Annotated in this window: 16 protein-coding genes; 4 read left to right on the top strand and 12 right to left on the bottom strand. The window is 68.5% G+C overall.

The features are described from left to right. Window positions 1-46: 46 nt before the first annotated feature. From nuoL to ACFVIV_RS37070, 12 genes are all read right to left on the bottom strand, one after another. Entirely contained in the window at window positions 47-1,918 is a 1,872-nt protein-coding gene (nuoL, locus tag ACFVIV_RS37125; RefSeq protein WP_379204712.1) for an NADH-quinone oxidoreductase subunit L, read from the bottom strand. A 19-nt stretch (window positions 1,919-1,937) separates the two neighbouring features. Beyond that, window positions 1,938-2,237, bottom strand: coding sequence for an NADH-quinone oxidoreductase subunit NuoK (gene nuoK, locus ACFVIV_RS37120; protein ID WP_067538598.1), 300 nt, complete (start codon window positions 2,235-2,237; stop codon window positions 1,938-1,940). Beyond that, on the bottom strand, window positions 2,234-3,097 hold the full coding sequence (locus ACFVIV_RS37115; RefSeq protein ID WP_379204694.1) for an NADH-quinone oxidoreductase subunit J: 864 nt from the start codon (window positions 3,095-3,097) through the stop codon (window positions 2,234-2,236). Before ACFVIV_RS37115 ends, nuoK begins: the two co-directional genes overlap by 4 nt. Next, entirely contained in the window at window positions 3,094-4,872 is a 1,779-nt protein-coding gene (gene nuoH, locus ACFVIV_RS37110) for an NADH-quinone oxidoreductase subunit NuoH (protein WP_379204692.1), read from the bottom strand. Before nuoH ends, ACFVIV_RS37115 begins: the two co-directional genes overlap by 4 nt. After that, window positions 4,865-7,333 (bottom strand): NADH-quinone oxidoreductase subunit G, encoded by a 2,469-nt coding sequence (locus ACFVIV_RS37105; RefSeq protein ID WP_379204690.1) that lies wholly within the window; start codon window positions 7,331-7,333, stop codon window positions 4,865-4,867. The genes nuoH and ACFVIV_RS37105 overlap by 8 nt, the downstream gene beginning before the upstream one ends. Continuing rightward, a complete protein-coding gene (nuoF, locus tag ACFVIV_RS37100) occupies window positions 7,330-8,649 on the bottom strand; it encodes an NADH-quinone oxidoreductase subunit NuoF (RefSeq protein ID WP_379204689.1) in 1,320 nt (439 codons plus the stop codon). The genes ACFVIV_RS37105 and nuoF overlap by 4 nt, the downstream gene beginning before the upstream one ends. Next, a complete protein-coding gene (gene nuoE, locus ACFVIV_RS37095) occupies window positions 8,646-9,341 on the bottom strand; it encodes an NADH-quinone oxidoreductase subunit NuoE (protein WP_379204687.1) in 696 nt (231 codons plus the stop codon). The genes nuoF and nuoE overlap by 4 nt, the downstream gene beginning before the upstream one ends. Next, window positions 9,338-10,669: an NADH dehydrogenase (quinone) subunit D gene (gene nuoD / locus ACFVIV_RS37090; RefSeq protein ID WP_379204685.1), complete on the bottom strand. Its 1,332-nt coding sequence runs from the start codon at window positions 10,667-10,669 to the stop codon at window positions 9,338-9,340. Before nuoD ends, nuoE begins: the two co-directional genes overlap by 4 nt. Next, window positions 10,669-11,475, bottom strand: coding sequence for an NADH-quinone oxidoreductase subunit C (locus ACFVIV_RS37085; RefSeq protein ID WP_379204684.1), 807 nt, complete (start codon window positions 11,473-11,475; stop codon window positions 10,669-10,671). The genes nuoD and ACFVIV_RS37085 overlap by 1 nt, the downstream gene beginning before the upstream one ends. Then, window positions 11,472-12,026: a NuoB/complex I 20 kDa subunit family protein gene (locus ACFVIV_RS37080; RefSeq protein WP_379204682.1), complete on the bottom strand. Its 555-nt coding sequence runs from the start codon at window positions 12,024-12,026 to the stop codon at window positions 11,472-11,474. The genes ACFVIV_RS37085 and ACFVIV_RS37080 overlap by 4 nt, the downstream gene beginning before the upstream one ends. A 93-nt stretch (window positions 12,027-12,119) precedes the next feature. Beyond that, window positions 12,120-12,500, bottom strand: a complete 381-nt coding sequence (locus ACFVIV_RS37075) for an NADH-quinone oxidoreductase subunit A (protein WP_379204710.1) — start codon at window positions 12,498-12,500, stop codon at window positions 12,120-12,122. A gap of 372 nt (window positions 12,501-12,872) precedes the next feature. Then, window positions 12,873-13,283: a hypothetical protein gene (locus tag ACFVIV_RS37070; RefSeq protein WP_379204680.1), complete on the bottom strand. Its 411-nt coding sequence runs from the start codon at window positions 13,281-13,283 to the stop codon at window positions 12,873-12,875. Between the two features lie 158 nt (window positions 13,284-13,441). Between ACFVIV_RS37070 and ACFVIV_RS37065 the strand changes: the two genes are divergently transcribed. The 4 genes from ACFVIV_RS37065 (at window position 13,442) to helR (ending at window position 19,092) form a co-directional block, all read left to right on the top strand. After that, complete coding sequence (locus ACFVIV_RS37065) at window positions 13,442-14,989, top strand: hypothetical protein (protein ID WP_379204679.1); 1,548 nt, start codon at window positions 13,442-13,444, stop codon at window positions 14,987-14,989. Between the two features lie 63 nt (window positions 14,990-15,052). After that, the gene (locus ACFVIV_RS37060) at window positions 15,053-15,496 is read left to right on the top strand and encodes a hypothetical protein (protein ID WP_379204678.1); all 444 of its coding nucleotides are present in this window, start codon (window positions 15,053-15,055) and stop codon (window positions 15,494-15,496) included. After that, window positions 15,493-16,728, top strand: a complete 1,236-nt coding sequence (locus tag ACFVIV_RS37055) for an FHA domain-containing protein (RefSeq protein ID WP_379204676.1) — start codon at window positions 15,493-15,495, stop codon at window positions 16,726-16,728. The genes ACFVIV_RS37060 and ACFVIV_RS37055 overlap by 4 nt, the downstream gene beginning before the upstream one ends. A 171-nt stretch (window positions 16,729-16,899) precedes the next feature. Further along, window positions 16,900-19,092, top strand: coding sequence for an RNA polymerase recycling motor ATPase HelR (gene helR, locus ACFVIV_RS37050; protein WP_379204675.1), 2,193 nt, complete (start codon window positions 16,900-16,902; stop codon window positions 19,090-19,092). Window positions 19,093-19,120: the final 28 nt, after the last annotated feature.

Here is a 19,120-nt window from a genome sequence, read left to right as displayed (position 1 = left end):
ACCGTGAGCGGCACTCGCTGTGTCTTTGGTTCGTTCGCAAGCTCACTCACAGGAACCTCACCACCAGCAGGGCGGCGGCCACCAGGGCCGCGCCGGTGAACATGGACAGGGCGTAGGAGCGCACGAAACCGGTTTGCACGCGGCGGATTCGGCCCGACAGGCCGCCGATGACGGCGGCGGTGGTGTTGACCAGGCCGTCGATGCCGCGATTGTCGACGAACACCAGCGAGCGGGTCAGGTGCTGGCCCGGGCGCATGAACGCGGCCTCGTTGAAGTCGTCGCCGTAGAGATCCTTGCGGGCGGCCGCGGTGAGCGGGGTGCCCGCCAGGGCGACCTTGGGGATCTCGTGGTGGGCGTACTGGTCGTAGGCCACCCACACGCCGGCGGCCACGACGGCCAGGGCGAAGAAGGTGATGGCCCACACCGGGATGATCGGTTCGCCGTGGTGGGAGCCGACGACGGGTTCGAGCCAATTCTGCAGCGCCGAACCGTAGGCCAGCAGCGCGCCGGAGGCGACGGAGCCGATCGCCAGGAGGATCATCGGCCCGGTCATGGAGGCGGGAGCCTCGTGCGGGTGGGTGCCTTCCTTCCAGCGGCGTTCGCCGAAGAAGGTGAACAGCATGACGCGGGTCATGTAGAAGGCGGTGATGCCCGCACCGGCCAGGGCCGCCAAGCCGGTGACGATGCCGCCGAATCCGCCGTGCGCGAACGCGGCTTCGATAATGCGGTCCTTGGAGAAGAAGCCCGCGAACGGCGGCACCCCGAGAATGGCCAGATACCCGAATCCGAAGGTGACGTAGGTGATCGGCAGCAGTTTGCGCAGTCCGCCGTAGCGGCGCATATCGGTTTCGTCGTTCATGGCGTGCATGACCGAGCCAGCGCCGAGGAACAGTCCGGCCTTGAAGAAGCCGTGGGTGAGCAGGTGCATGATGGCCGCGGCGTATCCGACCGGTCCGAGACCGGCGGCCAGGATCATGTACCCGATCTGGCTCATGGTCGAGGCGGCGAGGGCCTTCTTGATGTCGTCCTTGGCGCAGCCGATGATCGCGCCGTAGAGCAGGGTGATCGCGCCGACCGCCATGACCGCGGCCTGCGCGCCGGGCGCGAGATCGAAGATCGGGTTCGACCGCGCGATCAGGTACACGCCCGCGGTGACCATGGTGGCCGCGTGGATGAGCGCCGACACCGGGGTGGGGCCTTCCATGGCGTCGCCGAGCCAGGACTGCAGCGGCACCTGCGCGGATTTGCCGCAGGCGCCGAGCAGCAGCAGCAGCCCGATGGCGGTGAGGGTTCCGCTGCCGGCCTGATCGGCGGCCCCGAACACGGTCTGGAAGTCCACCGACCCGAAGGTGGCGAACATGACCATGAGCGCGATGGCCAGTCCCATGTCGCCGACGCGGTTGACGATGAACGCCTTCTTGGCCGCCGTTGCGGCCGAAGGCTTCTGGTACCAGAACCCGATCAGCAGATACGACGCCAGGCCCACGCCTTCCCAGCCCAGGTAGAGCACCAGGAAGTTGTCGGCCAGCACCAGCACGAGCATGGCCGCCAGGAACAGGTTGAGGTAGGCGAAGAACCGCCGCCGCTCCGGATCGTGCGACATGTAGCCGACCGAATAGATGTGGATGAGCGAGCCGACGCCGGTGATCAGCAGCGCGAAGCACATCGACAGCTGATCGATCTGCAGTGCGAAGTCCACTTCCAGCCCGGTGACGGGCACCCAGCTGAACAGGTTGTAGTGCACGGCGCGTGCGGCGTCGGCGCGTCCGAGCATCTCGGAGAACGCCCACACCGCGACCCCGAAGGACGCCAATGCCAGCGCGCACCCGAGCAGGTGCCCCCATTTATCGCTGTATTTGCCGAGCAGCAGCAGGAGTACGGCCCCGCCGAGGGGCAGGGCGGGCAGCAGCCACAGCATCATCTGTGCGGTATCCATGTCAGTACCGCAGCAGGTTGGCGTCGTCGACCGAGGTCGAGCGGCGGGCGCGGAAGATGGTCATGATGATGGCCAGGCCGACCACGACCTCGGCGGCGGCGACCACCATGGTGAAGAAGGCGAACACCTGCCCGTCGAGATTGCCGTGCAGCCGGGCGAAGGTGACGAAGGCCAGGTTCACCGCATTGAGCATGAGCTCGATGCACATGAACACGACGATCGCATTGCGCCGCACCAGCACTCCGGCCGCGCCGATGGTGAAGAGCAGGGCGGAGAGATACAGGTAATTGTCCGGGTTCACCGCGAGCCTTCCTCGTGGGAGTCGTTGCCGCCATTGCCGTTCGGGGCGTCACCGTTGCCATTGCCGTTGCCCACCGACAGCACCGCGGCTTCCTCGTGCGCCCGGTTGCGCCGGTGCCGCAGGATGGTGCTGACCGAGAGCTCCTCGAAGGAGCCGTCGGGCAGTCGCGCGGGCGCGTCGACGGCATTGTGGCGGGCGTACACGCCGGGCGTGGGCAGCGGCGTGACCCGTTTGCCGTCGCGGAAGCGCTGTTTGGACAGTTCGCGCTGATCGGTGCGCGGCCCGAACCGTTCCCGGTGGGCGAGCACCATGGCCCCGATGGTGGCGGTGATGAGCAGTGCGCCGGTGAGCTCGAAGGCCCAGACGTATTGCAGGAAGATCAGTTCCGCGAGCGCGCCGATGGTGTAGTCCCCGCCCAGGCCCGGCCCGGTGTCGGCGACGCTGGGCGCGGCCATGCCGCGGGCGATGGCGGCGATGAGCAGCATGCCGAAGCCGACGCCGACGATGAGCACCGCCAGCCGATGCCCGCGCAGCGTCTCCTTCAGCGATTCCGAGGAGTCCACGCCGACGAGCATGAGCACGAACAGGAACAGCATCATGACCGCGCCGGTGTAGACGACGATCTGCACGACGCCCAGGAACAGTGCGCTCTGGGCGATGTAGAACACCGACAGCGTGATCATGGTGGCGGCCAGGCACAGGGCGGAGTGCACGGCCTTGCGCGCGCTGACCATGCCGAGCGCGCCGACCACGGCGATGACGGCGAGGATCCAGAACATGACGGCCTCGCCGGTGCCGGTGTGGGTGACCAGTTCCTGCGCCGGCTGGGCCTGATTCGCGACCGTGTAGACCGTGCTCATGCCTTGGTCCCTCCTTCGGCTCCGGCGAGTTCGCCGGGCGCGCCGGGGACTTCGCCGCGGTAGTAGGAGCCTTCGTCGGCGCCCGGGTACATGGCGTGCGGCGGGGCGAGCATGCCCGGCTCCATGGGGGCGAGCAGGTTCTTCTTCTCGAGAATGAGGTCGGCGCGATTGTCGTCGGCCATCTCGTAGTCGTTGGTCATGGTCAGCGCCCGGGTGGGGCAGGCCTCGATGCACAGGCCGCAGCCGATGCAGCGCAGATAGTTGATCTGGTAGACCCGCCCGTACCGCTCACCGGGGGAGAACCGTTCGGTCTCGGTGTTGTCCGCGCCCTCGACGTAGATGGCGTCGGCCGGGCAGGCCCACGCGCACAACTCGCAGCCGATGCATTTCTCGAGGCCGTCGGGATGCCGGTTGAGCTGATGCCGCCCGTGATAGCGCGGCGCGGTCGGTGTCTTGACCTCCGGATACAGCTCGGTGTTGGGCTTTTTGAACATGGTGGCCGCGGTGACCGCGAACCCGCCGAGCGGTTCGAGCAGACCGGGTTTGGGTGCGGCGGCCGCCGGTTCGGCGGGCATGGGCGGCACCGGGAAATCGGAGTACATGGTGGTCGCGTCCGCATCCGGGGCGGCCTTGGTGCGATCGTCGCCGGCGTGCCCGGCCTTGAGCACCAGCCCGATCAGCAACAGCGCCACCACGATTCCGCCGATCACCATGCCCGGGGTCTGCACGTTCATGCCCTCGTTCTGCAGCACCCGCAGCGTGGCCACGAACATCACCCAGGCCAGCGATACCGGGATGAGCAGTTTCCAGCCCAGGTTCATGAACTGGTCGTAGCGCATGCGCGGCAGCGTGCCGCGCAGCCAGATGAACACGAACAGGAACGCCCACACCTTGGCGGTGAACCACAGCATGGGCCACCAGCCGGAGTTGGCGCCGGCCCACAGGCTGAGCGGGAACGGCGCGTGCCAGCCGCCGAAGAACAGCGTGGTGGCGAGCGCGGAAACCGTTGCCATGTTGATGTATTCGGCCATCATGAACATGGCGAACTTGAGCGAGGAGTACTCGGTGTGGAAGCCGCCGACCAGTTCGCCCTCGGCCTCGGGCAGGTCGAAGGGGGCGCGGTTGGTCTCGCCGACCATGGACACCGCGTAGATGAGGAACGAGGGCAGCAGCAGGAACACATACCAGGTCCCGTACTGCGCCGCCACGATGCCGGAGGTGGACATGGTGCCCGAGAGCAGGAACACCGCCGCGAAGCACAGCGCCATGGCGATCTCGTAGGAGATGACCTGCGCGGTGGAGCGCAGCCCGCCCAGCAGCGGATAGGTGGATCCGGAGGCCCAGCCCGCCAGCACGATCCCGTACACGCCGACCGAGGCCATGGCCAGGATGTAGAGCACGCCCACCGGCATATCGGTCAGCTGCAGCGGCGTGCGCTCCCCGAACATGGACACTTCGGGCCCGAACGGGATGACCGCGAACGCCATGACCGCGGGGATGAGCGAAATGACCGGCGCCAGAATGAAGATGGGCTTGTCCACGATGGCCGGGACGATGTCCTCCTTGAGGAGCATCTTCACCCCGTCGGCGATGGACTGCAGCGACCCGCGCGGCCCGACCCGGTTGGGTCCGACGCGCATCTGCATGTAGGCCACGATCTTTCGTTCCGCGTACACCGCCAGCATGGGGGTGAGCAGCAGGAACACGAAGATGCCGAGGGATTTGACCAGCACCAGCCACCACGGGTCGTGGCCGAACATACTCAGATCACTCACGGTGGTCCTCCCGTCGGATGCGCACGAGGTGGCCGGGTGTGGTGCCCAGTTGCACCAGCACGTCGGAGCCAGGGGAATTCATGGGCAGCCACACCACCCGTTCGGGCATCTCGGTCATGACCAAGGGGAGGGTGATCTGGCCGTGGTCGTTGCTGACCGTCACCGGATCGCCGGTGGTGGCGCCGATTTCGGCGGCCGTGGCCGGTGCGAGCCGCACCACGGTGGGGCGGGCGGTGCCGGCGAGATTGGGTTCGCCGTCCTGCATCTTGCCGCGGTCCAGGAGCATGCGCCACGAGGCGAGCAGCGCGGTGCCCGAGGACGGTTGCGCGATGGGGTGGGGCCGGTGCACGGGGGTGGCGGCGGCGGGTCCGTCCCAGGCGCCCAGGTCCGCCAATTCCGCGCGGGCGCTGGCGGCGTCGGGCAGGCCGAGGCGGATGCCCATGTCCTGGGCGATGGCGTCGAGGACCCGGTATTCGGGCATGGGCGCGGCCTCGCGGCGCACGGTGGCATCGCGCAGGGCGGCGTCGAATTGGCGGTGGCGGCCTTCCCAGGTGAGGAAGGTGCCGGCCTTCTCCATGGCGGAGGCGACCGGGAACACCACATCGGCGCGATCGCTGATATCGCTGCGCCGCAATTCCATGCTGACCACGAAGCCGGCGGCGTCGATGGCCTGCAACGCCGCGTGCGGGTCGGGCATGTCGCCGACTTCGACGCCGGCGATGAGCAGGGCGCCCAGGGTGGGTGCGGCGGCCAGGATGGCGGCGGTGTCGCGGCCGGGGGCGGCCGGGACGTCCTCGACACCCCAGGCGTCGCGCACCTGTTGGCGCGCATCGGCATCGGCGACGGGACGGCCGCCGGGCAGCAGCACCGGCAGCGCGCCGGCTTCGAGTGCGCCGCGTTCCCCGGCGCGGCGCGGGACCCACGCCAGTCCGGCCCCGCTCTCGTCGGCCAGGCGCGCGGCCGCGGCGAGCGCACCGGGAATCCCGGCCAGGCGTTCCCCGGCGAGCACGATCGCTCCGGGTTGCCGCAGCATGGACGCGACCAGCTTGATGTCCTCGTATGCCAGTGTGCTGGAATCGGTTTCGCCGGTGCGCAGGGCGTCGAGATGATGGGGTTCGGTGCCCGGCGCGGTGGGCAGCAGGGTGCCCGACATGCGCTGCAGTCCGCGCGTGGCGTACGGGGCGAGGGAGTAGACGACGGTGGTGCCCTTGCGGGCGGCCTTGCGCAGCCGCAGGTACACCATCGGCGATTCCTCTTCGGGCTCGAACCCGACCAGCAGCACGATGGGCGCGCGTTCGAGGGCCGCGTAGTCGACGGTGATGCCCCGCCCGGCGATCTTGGCGGCCAGGAAGTCGGCTTCCTCCGCGGAGTGTTCGCGGGCACGGAAGTCGATATCGTTGGTGCCCAGGGCGACTCGCGCGAACTTCGAGTACGCGTAGGCGTCCTCGAGAGTGACGCGCCCGCCCAGCAGCACCCCGGCATTGCCGTGCGCCGACGCCAGCCCCCGCGCGGCGGCGGTGATGGCCTCCGACCAGGAGGCCGGTTGCAGGCTGCCGTCCCAGGAGCGCACCAGCGGGGTGGTGAGCCGGTCGCGTTCGGTGGCGTAGGCGAAGGCGAATCGGCCCTTGTCGCAGTTCCATTCCTCGTTGACCTGCGGGTCGTCCCCGGCGAGGCGGCGCATGACCTTGCCGCGCCGGTGGTCGGTGCGCTGCGCGCAGCCCGAGGCGCAGTGCTCGCACACCGCCGGACTGGACACCAGGTCGAAGGGCCGCGCCCGGAACCGGTAGGTGCTGCCGGTGAGCGCGCCCACCGGGCAGACCTGCACGGTATTGCCGGAGAAGTAGGAGTCGAACGGCTCCCCGGAGGCGATGCCGACCTGTTCGAGCGCCCCGCGATCCATCAACTCGATGAACGGATCACCGGCGATCTGCTGGGAGAAGCGGGTGCAGCGCGCGCACAGCACGCAGCGTTCCCGGTCGAGCAGGATCGCCGAGGACAGCGGAATCGGTTTGGGGTAGGTGCGTTTCACCCCGTCGAAGCGGGATTCGGCGCGCCCGTTGGACATGGCCTGGTTCTGCAGCGGGCATTCCCCGCCCTTGTCGCAGACCGGGCAGTCCAGGGGGTGGTTGATGAGCAGCAGCTCCATCACCCCCTCCTGGGCCTTCTCGGCCACCGGGGAGGTGAGCTGGGTGTGCACCACCATGCCGTCGGCGACCGCCATGGTGCAGGAGGCGACGGGTTTGCGCTGGCCTTCCACCTCGACGATGCACTGGCGGCAGGCGCCGACCGGATCGAGCAACGGGTGGTCGCAGAAGCGGGGGATCTGGATGCCGACGAGTTCGGCGGCGCGGATCACCAGCGTGCCGGCGGGCACCGACACCGTGGTGCCGTCGATGGTGACGCTGACCATGTCGGCGGGGGTGACGCCGCCGCTGGTGCTGGAGTTGGCTATGGCTGTCATCGCTCTCCTTCGGCCCAGGCGGTGGACCGGGCCGGGTCGAACGGGCAGGCGCCGAGCCGGATGTGGTCGGCGTACTCGTCGCGGAAGTACTTCAGGGAGGAGAAGATCGGGCTGGCGGCGCCGTCGCCGAGGGCGCAGAACGATTTGCCGTTGATGTTGTCGGCGATGTCCAGGAGCTTGTCCAGGTCGGTGTCGTCGCCGTGACCGTTCTCCAGGCGTTGCAGGAGCTGGACGAGCCAGTAGGTGCCCTCGCGGCAGGGGGTGCATTTGCCGCAGGATTCGTGGGCGTAGAACTCGGTCCAGCGCAGCACGGCGCGCACCACGCAGGTGGTGTCGTCGAAGATCTGCAGCGCCTTGGTGCCGAGCATGGAGCCGGCGGCGGCGACGCCTTCGTAGTCGAGGGCGACGTCGAGGTGTTCGGCGGTGAAGATCGGGGTGGAGGAGCCGCCCGGGGTCCAGAACTTGAGGGTGTGCCCGGCGCGGACACCGCCCGCGTAGGTCAGCAACTCCCGCAACGTGATTCCCAGGGGCGCTTCGTATTGCCCGGGTCGTGTTACGTGACCCGAGAGCGAGTACAGGGTGAAGCCCGGTGATTTCTCGGTGCCGAAGGAGCGGAACCAGTCCACGCCATTGGCGATGATGGCGGGCACGGAGGCAATGGATTCCACATTGTTGACCACGGTCGGGCAGGCATAGAGGCCCGCGACGGCCGGGAACGGGGGCCGCAGCCGCGGCTGGCCGCGGCGGCCCTCGAGGGAATCGAGCAGCGCGGTCTCCTCCCCGCAGATGTAGGCGCCCGCGCCGGCGTGCACCACGATCTCCAGGTGGTAGCCCGAGCCCTGGATATTGCGGCCGACATAGCCTGCGGCATAGGCCTGGTCGACCGCGGCCTGCAGCCGCCGCAGCACCGGCACCACTTCGCCGCGCACGTAGATGAAGGCGTGCGAGGCGCGAATGGCGAAGGCCGCGATGATCACACCCTCGATGAGGGTGTGCGGGGTGGCCAGCATGAGCGGAATGTCCTTGCAGGTACCCGGTTCCGACTCATCGGCATTGACCACCAGGTAGTGCGGCTTCACGCTGCCGTCCGGGCCGGGACCCTGCGGGATGAAGCCCCATTTCATGCCGGTCGGGAAGCCCGCGCCGCCGCGGCCGCGCAGACCGGAGTCCTTGACGGTGGCGATCACCTCGTCGGGGTCCATCTTCAGCGCCTTGGGCAGGGCGCGGTAGCCGCCTTGGCGGCGGTAGGCAGCCAGGGTCCAGCCGTCCGGGTCGCCCCAATGCTTGGACAGGACAGGGGTGAGGGCGGTCGTCACTGGGCGCCTCCGTCGGTCGAATCCTGTTCGGCCACATGCAGACCGGCGAGGGTGGCGGGACCAGCCGCGCCATCGGTGGCACCGGGGCGGGCGTCGGGGAATCCGGCGAGAATGCGCGCGGTTTCCCGGAAGGTGCACAGGGGAATTCCGCTGCGCGATCCGGTGATCTGCTCGCCGCGGCGCAGCCCGTCCACGAGAGCCTTCGCCGATTCCGGCGTCTGGTTGTCGAAGAACTCCCAGTTCACCATCATTACGGGGGCGTAGTCGCAGGCCGCGTTGCATTCGATGTGCTCGAGGGTGACCGCGCCGTCGGCGGTGGTCTCCCCGTGCCGGATGCCCAGATGCTCCGTCAGTTCCGCGAAGATCTGGTCGCCGCCCATGACCGCGCACAGCGTGTTGGTGCACACCCCGACGTGGAAATCGCCGGTGCGGTTCTTGCGGTACATGGAGTAGAAGGTCGCGACCGCCGTCACCTCGGCATTGGTCAATCCCAGCTGCTCGGCGCAGAATTCGATGCCGGTGCCCGACACATAACTCTCCACCGATTGCACGAGATGCAAAAGGGGCAGCAGTGCCGACCGCGAATCCGGGTAGCGTTCGATGATCTCGGTGGCCTCGAGCTGCAGCCGGTCGTGCACCTCTTGCGGGTACGGGATCGGCCGTACGGTCAGGTTCAGCAGAATCTCTGTCATCGGTCCACCCCGCCCATCACCGGATCGATACTGGCCACCGCGGCGATGACGTCGGCGACCATGCCGCCCTCGCACATTGCCGCCACCGCTTGCAGATTCGTGAACGACGGATCGCGGTAGTGCACCCGGTAGGGGCGGGTGCCGCCGTCGCTGATCATGTGCACGCCCAGTTCGCCGCGCGGGGATTCCACCGCCGTGTACACCTGCCCGGGCGGTACCCGCAGGCCCTCGGTCACCAGCTTGAAGTGGTGGATGAGCGCCTCCATGGAGGTGCCCATGATCTTGGAGATGTGCTTGGGCGAGTTGCCGAGCCCGTCCGGCCCGAGCTGCAAATCGGCAGGCCATGCAATTTTCTTGTCCTCCACCATGACCGGGCCGGGCCGCAGCTTGTCCAGGCACTGCTCGACGATCTTGAGCGATTCCTTCATCTCGTTGACCCGGATGAGGTAGCGGCCGTAGCAGTCGCAGCCGGTGTCGACCATGACGTCGAATTCGTAGTTCTCGTACCCGCAGTAGGGCTGGGCCTTGCGCAGGTCGTGGGGCAGGCCGGTGGAGCGCAGCACCGGGCCGGTGATGCCCAGCGCCATGCAGCCGGTGAGGTCGAGGACCCCGACATTGCGGGTGCGGGCCTTCCAGATGGGGTTCTCGTTGAGCAGCAACTCCATGTCCCGCAGCCGTTTCGGCATGAGGTCCAGGAGATCGCGGACCTTCTGCACGCCATCCTCGGGCAGGTCCTGGGAGACGCCGCCGGGGCGGATGTAGGCGTGGTTCATGCGCAGCCCGGTGATGGTCTCGAACACGTCGAGGATGAGTTCGCGTTCGCGGAAGCCGAACAGCATCGGGGTCAGCGCGCCCAGCTCCATGCCGCCGGTGGCGAGGGCCACCAGGTGCGAGGAGATCCGGTTGAGCTCCATGAGCAGCACGCGGATCACGTTGGCGCGCTCGGGAATGTCGTCGGTGATGCCGAGCAGCTTCTCCACCCCGAGGCAGTAGGCGGTCTCGTTGAAGAACGGCGAGAGGTAGTCCATGCGGGTGACGAAGGTGACGCCCTGCACCCAGCTGCGGTATTCGAGATTCTTCTCGATGCCGGTGTGCAGGTAGCCGATGCCGCAGCGGGCCTCGGTGACGGTCTCGCCCTCGATCTCGAGAATCAGGCGCAGCACCCCGTGGGTGGAGGGGTGCTGGGGGCCCATGTTCACGACGATGCGTTCCTCGGCGACCCCGTCCAGCGTCGCGGAGATCTCGTCCCAATCGTTGCCGACGAGGGTGACCGTGCGTTCGGGTCGTTCCTGCGTGTGCGATTGGGACCGAATGTCGGTGTTGTTCATTACGAGTAAGCCCTCCGCTCGTCGGGCGGCGGGATGCGCGCGCCCTTGTACTCGACCGGGATCCCGCCGAGCGGGTAGTCCTTGCGCTGGGGATGCCCGCGCCAGTCGTCGGGCATGGCGATGCGGGTCAGCGAGGGGTGACCGTCGAAGAGGATGCCGAAGAAGTCGTAGGTCTCCCGCTCGTGCCAATCGCAGGTGGGGTACACCGCATACAGCGACGGCAGGTGCGGATCGGCGTCGGGGACCGACACTTCCAGGCGCACCCGGCGGTTGTGGGTGATGGAGTTGAGGTGATACACCGCGTGCAGTTCCCGCCCGGTGTCCTCCGGGTAGTGGGCGCCGCTCACACCCAGGCACAACTCGAAGCGCAGGGCCTCGTTGTCGCGCAGGGTCTTCGCGACCAGCGGCAGGTGCTCGCGGCGCACGTGCAGGGTGAGCTCGCCGGCGAAGACCACGATCTTCTCGAGGGCCTCGGTGACAGCGATGCCGCCGGTGCTTTCCAGCACGCGATGCAAAATGGCGACCAGTTCGTCGAAGTAGCCGCCGTAGGGGGGCGCGCTGCCGCCGGGCAGGCTGATGGTGCGCACCAGCCGCCCGTAGCCGGAGGTGTCGCCGGTGCCGGAGACGCCGAACATGCCCGTGCGCACGCCGATGACTTCGTCGGCGGGCGCGGGGATCTCGGTGTCGGCGGCGTCGGACTGATTCTCGGATGCTTCGGGATCGATCGGCTGGTTCGACTCCCCGTGCTGGTCTGTCACGGTGTCCTCCGGGGGACTCTCGGTGCCGGCCGGTGTATCGAAACTCATCGCAGCAGCCCCTTCATCTGAATGGTGGTGGGGCTGGCGAGCGCGGCGGCCTCGGCGGCGCGCACGGCCTCTTCGCGATTGACGCCGAGCGGCATTTCCTGAATCTTCTCGTGCAGCTTGAGGATCGCGTTCAACAGCATCTCCGGCCGCGGCGGGCAGCCGGGCAGGTAGATGTCGACCGGCACCACATGGTCGACGCCCTGCACGATGGCGTAGTTGTTGAACATGCCGCCCGAGGAGGCGCACACGCCCATGGCCAGCACCCATTTCGGTTCGGTCATCTGGTCGTAGACCTGGCGCAGCACCGGGGCCATCTTCTGGCTCACCCGGCCGGCCACGATCATGAGATCGGCCTGGCGCGGGGAGGCGCGGAAGGCCTCCATGCCGAAGCGGGCGATATCGAATCGCCCGCCGCCGGTGGCCATCATCTCGATCGCGCAGCACGCCAGGCCGAACGTCGCCGGCCACAGCGAGCTCTTGCGCAGATAGCCGGCCAAATCTTCCACCGTGCTCAGCAGGAACCCGCTGGGCAGTTTCTCCTCGAGACCCATATCGGACTACATCTCCCGTGGCTCATCTGATCCCGCCCGCGGGCGGGAAGCACTATGTCGAATCCCCCTCGGCGCCAATCCCTCTCGCGCTGATCAGTCCCAGCTGAGCCCGCCTCGTTTCCACTCGTAGGCGTAGGCCACCGAGACGTTGAAGATGAAAAGCGCCATGGCGGCCAGCCCGAACACCCCGAGCGAGTCGAAGTGCACGGCCCACGGGTAGAGGAACACGATCTCGATGTCGAAGATGATGAACAACATCGCGGTGAGGTAGTACTTCACCGGAAAGCGTTGCCCGGCAGCGTTTCCCGGCCCGCCGGCCACGGCGTGCGGGGTCGGCTCGATACCGCACTCGTAGGCCTCGAGCTTGGCCCGGTTGTAGCGTTTGGGTCCGATGAGGGCCGCTAGCCCCACGGAGAACAGCCCGAACGCGGCGGCTACCGCGCCGAGCACAAGCGTCGGCACCTCGATATTCACAACAGACAACCCCTCCTGCGGACTGGACGCGTACGGACGGCAGCTGCCGAGGCGGGCCGACATCGTCGTCTGCCGTGCCAGTCACACCCCAGGGCGCGTCGCTGCACGACGGCGCGGGGACTTCGGGGACTGACGCGGCGGCTGGACTGATACCGATCCCGCGCTCGTGTGAGCTACGGCACAGCCTACAACTCGGACGGCACCATACACGACGTTTCGCGGTGGGTGTTTGATCGAATTCGGAACGGTCTTTTATGACCGATTGGACGGAATCGCGAATGTCACGTGACGTTGAATGCCCGTTCCGCAGGCATGTTTACGGCCGGGACCCATGAGGGATCCCGGCCGGGAAGAGCGGGCGCGCCGCGCGGCTCACGCCGCCGAGCGACTCCGCAGCACACCGAGCACCGCATCGGTGAGCCGGATGGGATCGATGGGATGGGAGACCGCGGCATCGGCGCGCGACCAATTGGCCAGCCACACATCATCGGGCCGGCCGGTGAGCACCACGATCGGCGGGCACTCGGCGATCTCGTCCTTGAGCTGCTTGGCCAGCCCCAGTCCGCCGGTCGGGGCGGATTCGCCGTCGAGGATGAGCAGATCGAAATCCCCGGCGTCCATGCGCTCGACCACGATCGGCCCGGTGGCCACCTCGTGGTAGTCCAGGGGCGGCAGGTCCGGATGCGGGCGTCTGCCCAGCGCCAGCATGACCTGGCTCCGGGTATCGGCGTCATTGCTGTAGACGAGAACCCGCACCGCGGCGGGACGTTTCGCATCGGCCACGACCGGAATGCTACGTGCCCGCACCGCGCCCGCGTGGCAGCTTCGCGCGAACCGGTGCGCGCGTCGCCGCGGCCGGCAGGTGAAAACCGGCGATGGCCGGGGGGCTCGACAAGCTGACGGCAATGGATTCGTAAGTCGCGGCCGGTACCATCCGGCGAATGAGGGGAGATCTCAGTCAATTGCTCATCGACACCGATGTGTGGACCGATGAGATGGTGGGGGAGGCCGGGATTCCGGTGATCGACGTGCCGCTGGTGAGCGTCGGCAGCGGGATCGGGTCGTTCGTGCTGTTCGACCGGTTGCGGATCTACGGAGTGCCGGCGACGGCCATGGCAGTGCTCGGGCCCCAGGACGTGCCGTGGGGGTCCTACGAATATCTGACGCGCGTGTCGCAGATTCCGCGGCAGGAGCGGCTGCGCAGCGATTCCACCGGCAACCCGGACAATCTGTGGGGCTTTCCCAGTTATGCGCTGCGGGAAGCGGTTGCGGAGAAGACGCTGCGGCCGTTGTGGAATGTGTTGGTGGAACCCGTTTTCGCCAACTACTACACCCCGCGCGCCGGGCAGGTGTTCACCGCGATGGAGCGCGAATACCATCGCGTCGACTACGCGCGGTCACTGTACAAGGGGCATGTGCGCATGGTGCGCAAACGGCACGGCGGCGGCTATTTCACGATCCTCACCCCGCCCGAGCGGGCCACCGCCACCAAACGAATCGCCTTCCGCAGCAACTATGTTCACATCGCGGTCGGATATCCGGGGCTGCGGCTGCTGCCGGATCTGCAGGAGTACCGGGAGAAGTATCGCGACCCCACCCGGGTGGTGAACGCCTATGAGCCGCACGAGCACGTCTATCAGGCCCTGCAACGGCGTCCCGGCACGGTCATGGTGCGCGGCGGCGGCATCGTTGCCAGCCGGGTGCTGCAACGGCTCATCGACGATCGGGATCGGCTGCGGCTCAATACCCAGATCCTGCACCTGTTCCGCACCTATGTGGCCGGGCCGCACGGTCCCAGTATCTTCATGCGCCGCAAGGGCGGTCACGGCTGGGCGTATCAGGGATTCAACTGGCCCAAGGGCACCTGGGGCGGGCAGTACAAGCAGCGGCTGCGCAAACTGGAGGGCCGCGAGCGCGCCGAATTCCTGAACATCATGGGCGGCACCAACACTCCGATCCGCAAGAACTGGCGCGAACAGTTGCAGCGCGGCCGCACCCAGGGCTGGTATCAGATCATGGTCGGCACCGTGCGCGAGCTCGTGCCCGACCGCACCCGCCCCGGCGTGCTCACCACCGTCCTGCCGGACAACCACGCCCCCTTGCCGTTCCCGCAGCCCGACCGCCCCACCGATGTGCACGCCGACTACATCATCGACTGCACCGGCCTGGAAGCCGACATCCGCGAACACCGGCTGCTGGCCGATCTGCTCGACCACACCGGCGCCGGCCGCAACCCGCTGGGCCGCCTCGATGTCGACCGCACCTTCGAATTGATCGGCACCCGCAGCGGCACCGGCCGCATCTACGCCGCCGGCAGCGCCACCCTCGGCGGCTACTACGCCGGCGTCGACACCTTCCTGGGCCTGCAATACGCCGCCCTGGAAATCGCCGACGATCTGGCCGCCCAGGGCTTCTGCCCGCGTTTCGGCCCCTTGCGCTCGTTGCGCCAATGGCGGCTGTGGGTGATGAACAAGAAGATCGGTTCCTGACTTCGGCTCACCCGGGCCACGGATTCCGGCGAGGATTCAGCTGAGCCTCACGCAAGGATGTGCATGACCCCGACACTCAACGGCCGCATACAGACCCGCCTCGTGATCCTGGGCATCATCGGTGTCCTGGTCGCGCTGGTGCTCACACCCGTGCTCCCGACCGGGCCGCTGTCGCTGGTCCAGTCCTATCGCATCACCCTGTCGATCCTGCTCGCGGTCGTGGTGGCCGGGGTAGCGTGGGAGCTGCTGTATCACTTCCTGCAGCAGTTCCGATGGGAGAAGGACTGGCCCACCCTGTTCGGGCTGGTGACCATCGTCAACGAGGGTCTGCTCATGTGGGTGCTGGTTCGCCACACGACGATCGTGCTGCCGTCGTATCTGCGGCCGTCGCTGCCCGCGTTCGCGATTCACTTCACGGTGACCTGGCTGGCGTTCTGGGTGTTCGTGAACGGGCCGGTGCGGGTGCTGCTGCCGCGCTGGCGATTCAATGGGGGACGGATCGTATGAGCGCACGGGCGGAAGTGGTCCCCGGCGCGCACCTCGTGGCCCGCGTCGACGGGGTCGTGGTGGTCGTCGCCCACCGCGAGGCGGACCCGATCACCGCCGATGCCACCGCGATCACGGTGCTCGAGACGCTGCTGAAGCTGGTGCGCGAGGCGGCCTCGCGCGAAACCCGCCGCACCGGACGCACCTTCGCGCGGCTGGTCAGCACCTGGCTGATGAGCCGCGACGACGAGGAGCAGGTCGAATTCGGGGTCCTGACGCCCGGTCAGCGCGGGCTGGCGGTGTTCCTGCACGGCGGGGTCACCGCCGTGCTCGATCACGGTGAGCGCGTGGAGATCCTGCACGGGCGCGACGCGGGTTTCAGTGTCGACCGGGTGGTCAGCCCGATGCCCGCCCGCGCGGCGGCGGTCTTCATCGACGAGGAATCCCCGCGCGAGGAGCTGCCGCCGCCGGGGGTCTGGTCGCTGCGTGAGGGCCGCCTGCCCGGCAGTGGCGCCGTGCTGTGGCTCGACGACAAGGACGAACCCGCTTCCGGCACATCGACTCCCCGGCTCCGCAAACCCCGCGCCCGCCCGCCCGACCCCGCACCCGCCGCCGACCCCGAAACCGACCATCTCGCCGAAGAACCCGTCAACGGGGCGAAGGTGGCGTCCAAGGCCGCCGGCGCGGGCGCGGCCGCCGCCCAGGCTTCCCGTGCCGCCGCGAGCTCGTCTCCCGCTGTCCCGCAACGACATTCCACCCCCACCCCGGCGGGCCCGCGCGGTGTCACCGTGCGCGGCTTCAAATGCGCCCGCCACCACCTCAACGACCCCCGCGTCTCCTTCTGCGCGGTGTGCGGTATCCGCATGGATCAGCTCACCTGTGTGCTCACCGAGGGCCTGCGCCCGCCGCTGGGCGTGCTGCTCCTCGACGACGGCACCTCCTATGTCCTCGACACCGATATCGTCATCGGCCGCGAACCCGAACGCTCCACCCAGGTCCGCCACGGCGCCCACCCCATCCGCATCGAGGACGCCTCCGGCGGCATGTCGCGCGTGCACGCCGAAATCCGGCTCATGGACTGGGATGTGACGGTCATCGACCGGGGCTCGGCCAACGGCACCCACATCCGCCCGCCCAATCACCCCGTCTGGATTCGCGCGACCCCTGGTCAGCCCGTCATTCTCGATCCGGGCACCCAGATCCTGCTGGGTGGGCGCACTTTCACCTTCGACTCCCAGCACGGGCAGATCTGAGCCGCTGCGCGGGGAGGAGGTTGCCTGCTGATTGCGGGCGATGAGGGAAGGGGGCGCATCACGTGCTTGCCCCTTTAAACATATAGCGCATACCCGGACTTGCGGCAAGGGCCGGGTCATGCTGCACAATCGCTGGCCGAAGCAAGAATCCGCGGAAATGGGAGGGGCAGCGTGTCTACTCGAGGATACGACGAGGAACTACGGTCCGAGCGGACCTACGTGGCCGACCTCTACACCCGGCTCGACGGTGAGCGGGCGACCGCCAAGGGCCGCTACGGCGCGGCCCTGCGGGGCGGCGGGGAATCGATGCTGCAGCGCGACGCCGAGGTGCGCGCGCTGGCCAAAGAGGTCAAGCGGCTGGACGTGGCCGACAACGGGCTGTGTTTCGGACGGCTGGACACCGTGACGGGTGAGCGGTTGTACATCGGCCGGATCGGCATCTACGACGACCGCAACGAGTTCGAGCCGCTGCTGCTGGATTGGCGGGCGCCCGCGGCGCGCGCGTTCTACGTGGCCACCGCCGCGACGCCGGAGAACATGCGGCGGCGTCGCCAATTCCACACGCGCGGACGGCACTTGGTCGACTACACCGATGAGGTGCTGGGCCGGCCCGACGGCGGGGCGCACGGTGATGGGGACGCGGCCCTGCTGGCGGCGGTCAACGCGCCGCGCGGTGAGGGCATGCGCGACATCGTGGCCACGGTGCAGGCCGAGCAGGACGAGATCATCCGGCTCGACCATCCGGGCGTGCTGGTGATCGAGGGCGGGCCCGGCACCGGCAAGACCGTGGTGGCGCTGCACCGGGTGGCGTATCTGATGTACACCCAGCGCCGGCAGATCGAACGCCACGGGGTGCTGGTGGTGGGGCCGAATCCGGCGTTCCTGCACCACATCGGGCGCGTGCTGCCCTCGCTGGGCGAATCCGATGTGGTGTTCGTGACCACCGGCGATTTCGTGCCGGGGCTGCGGGTCACCGCCGAGGACGGCCCGGAGGCGGCGCGGCTCAAGGGGTCGTTGCAGATCCTGGAGGTGCTGCAGGCGGCGATCGCCGATCGGCAACGGCTGCCGGAGTATCCGCTGCCGATCGAGCTGGCCGATGTGACCACGCGCATCGACGCCGAGATCGCCGGGTGGGCGCGCGAGGAGGCGCGGGCCAGCGGGCTGGCGCACAATGACGCGCGCTCGGTGTTCGTGGAGGTGCTCACCTGGGCGCTGACCGAGCGCGCGATCGCCCGCATCGGCAAGGGCTGGCTGACCCGATCCGATCGCGAGGCCTGGGAGCAGCTGCGCGCGGATCTGCGCGCGGAGCTCGCCGATAACGACCGGTTCACCGCCGCGCTCGACGAACTGTGGCCGATCCTGACGCCGCAGACGCTCCTGGCGGAGCTGTACACCTCCCCCGAACGCCTCGACGCGGCCGGCGCGCACCGGGCGCTGTGGCGCGAGGACGGCGAGGCGTGGACGGTGTCGGATGTGCCGCTGCTCGACGAACTGGTGGATCTGCTCGGGCGCGACAAGCCCGAGGACCGCAGCGCCGACCAGGAGCGCGCGGCCGAGGCCGCGTATGCCGCGGGCGTGCTGGACCTCATGGTCAACCGCGAGGACCACATGGACGACGAGGATCATCTGTTCGCCACCGACCTGCTCTACGCCGAGGATCTGGCCGATCGCTTCCTCGAGCGCGATACCCGCGAACTCGTCGAACGCGCGACCGCCGACCGTGACTGGACCTACCGGCACGTGGTGGTCGACGAGGCCCAGGAGCTCTCGGCAATGGATTGGCGAGTGCTCATGCGGCGCTGCCCGGGCCGGTCGTTCACGATCGTCGGTGATCTCGCACAGCGCCGTTCGGCGGCGGGCGCGACCGATTGGGGCACCATGCTGGATCCGTACGTGCCGGGCCGCTGGCTGTATCGCTCGCTGACGGTCAACTACCGCACCCCGGCCGAGATCATGGCCGTCGCGGGGCAGGTGCTCGCGGAGTTCGCGCCCGGGGTGCAACCGCCCGAATCGGTACGCGCCTGCGGTGTGCAGCCCTGGTCGCGGCAGGTCACCGAGGGCGAATTGGTCTCGGCCATCGAGGAATTCGTGCGCGACGAGGCCGGGCGCGAAGGCACCAGCATCGTGATCGGACCGCCCGGTGTGCCGGGCGCGGTGCCCGCCTCGGAGACCAAGGGCCTGGAATTCGACGCCGTGCTGGTCGTGGACCCGCAGCAGATCCTGGCCGACGGTCCGCGCGGCGCGGCCGAGCTGTATGTCGCCCTGACCCGCGCCACCCAGCGCCTCGGCGTGCTGCACCGCGACCCGCTGCCGGCGGCGCTGTCGGGACTGTCCGACACCGGCGCGCCCGTGCGCGCCGGGTGAGCGACCGGAACCGCCCAGTTCGCTGTCT

The organism is Nocardia sp. NPDC127526, assembly GCF_042672265.1.
Lineage (GTDB): Bacteria > Actinomycetota > Actinomycetes > Mycobacteriales > Mycobacteriaceae > Nocardia.
Note: the sequence above shows the minus strand (reverse complement) of the source record. Positions and strands in the feature narration are given on the sequence as shown.

Bases quoted from the DNA above. Each gene is read 5' to 3' on its own strand.
- nuoL (WP_379204712.1), bottom strand. From the start codon at position 1,918: ATGCTGTGGCTGCTGCCCGCCCTGCCCCTCGGCGGGGCCGTACTCCTG.
- ACFVIV_RS37115 (WP_379204694.1), bottom strand. From the start codon at position 3,097: ATGAGCACGGTCTACACGGTCGCGAATCAGGCCCAGCCGGCGCAGGAA.
- ACFVIV_RS37105 (WP_379204690.1), bottom strand. From the start codon at position 7,333: ATGACAGCCATAGCCAACTCCAGCACCAGCGGCGGCGTCACCCCCGCC.
- nuoE (WP_379204687.1), bottom strand. From the start codon at position 9,341: ATGACAGAGATTCTGCTGAACCTGACCGTACGGCCGATCCCGTACCCG.
- nuoD (WP_379204685.1), bottom strand. From the start codon at position 10,669: ATGAACAACACCGACATTCGGTCCCAATCGCACACGCAGGAACGACCC.
- ACFVIV_RS37085 (WP_379204684.1), bottom strand. From the start codon at position 11,475: ATGAGTTTCGATACACCGGCCGGCACCGAGAGTCCCCCGGAGGACACC.
- ACFVIV_RS37080 (WP_379204682.1), bottom strand. From the start codon at position 12,026: ATGGGTCTCGAGGAGAAACTGCCCAGCGGGTTCCTGCTGAGCACGGTG.
- ACFVIV_RS37065 (WP_379204679.1), top strand. From the start codon at position 13,442: ATGAGGGGAGATCTCAGTCAATTGCTCATCGACACCGATGTGTGGACC.
- ACFVIV_RS37060 (WP_379204678.1), top strand. From the start codon at position 15,053: ATGACCCCGACACTCAACGGCCGCATACAGACCCGCCTCGTGATCCTG.
- ACFVIV_RS37055 (WP_379204676.1), top strand. From the start codon at position 15,493: ATGAGCGCACGGGCGGAAGTGGTCCCCGGCGCGCACCTCGTGGCCCGC.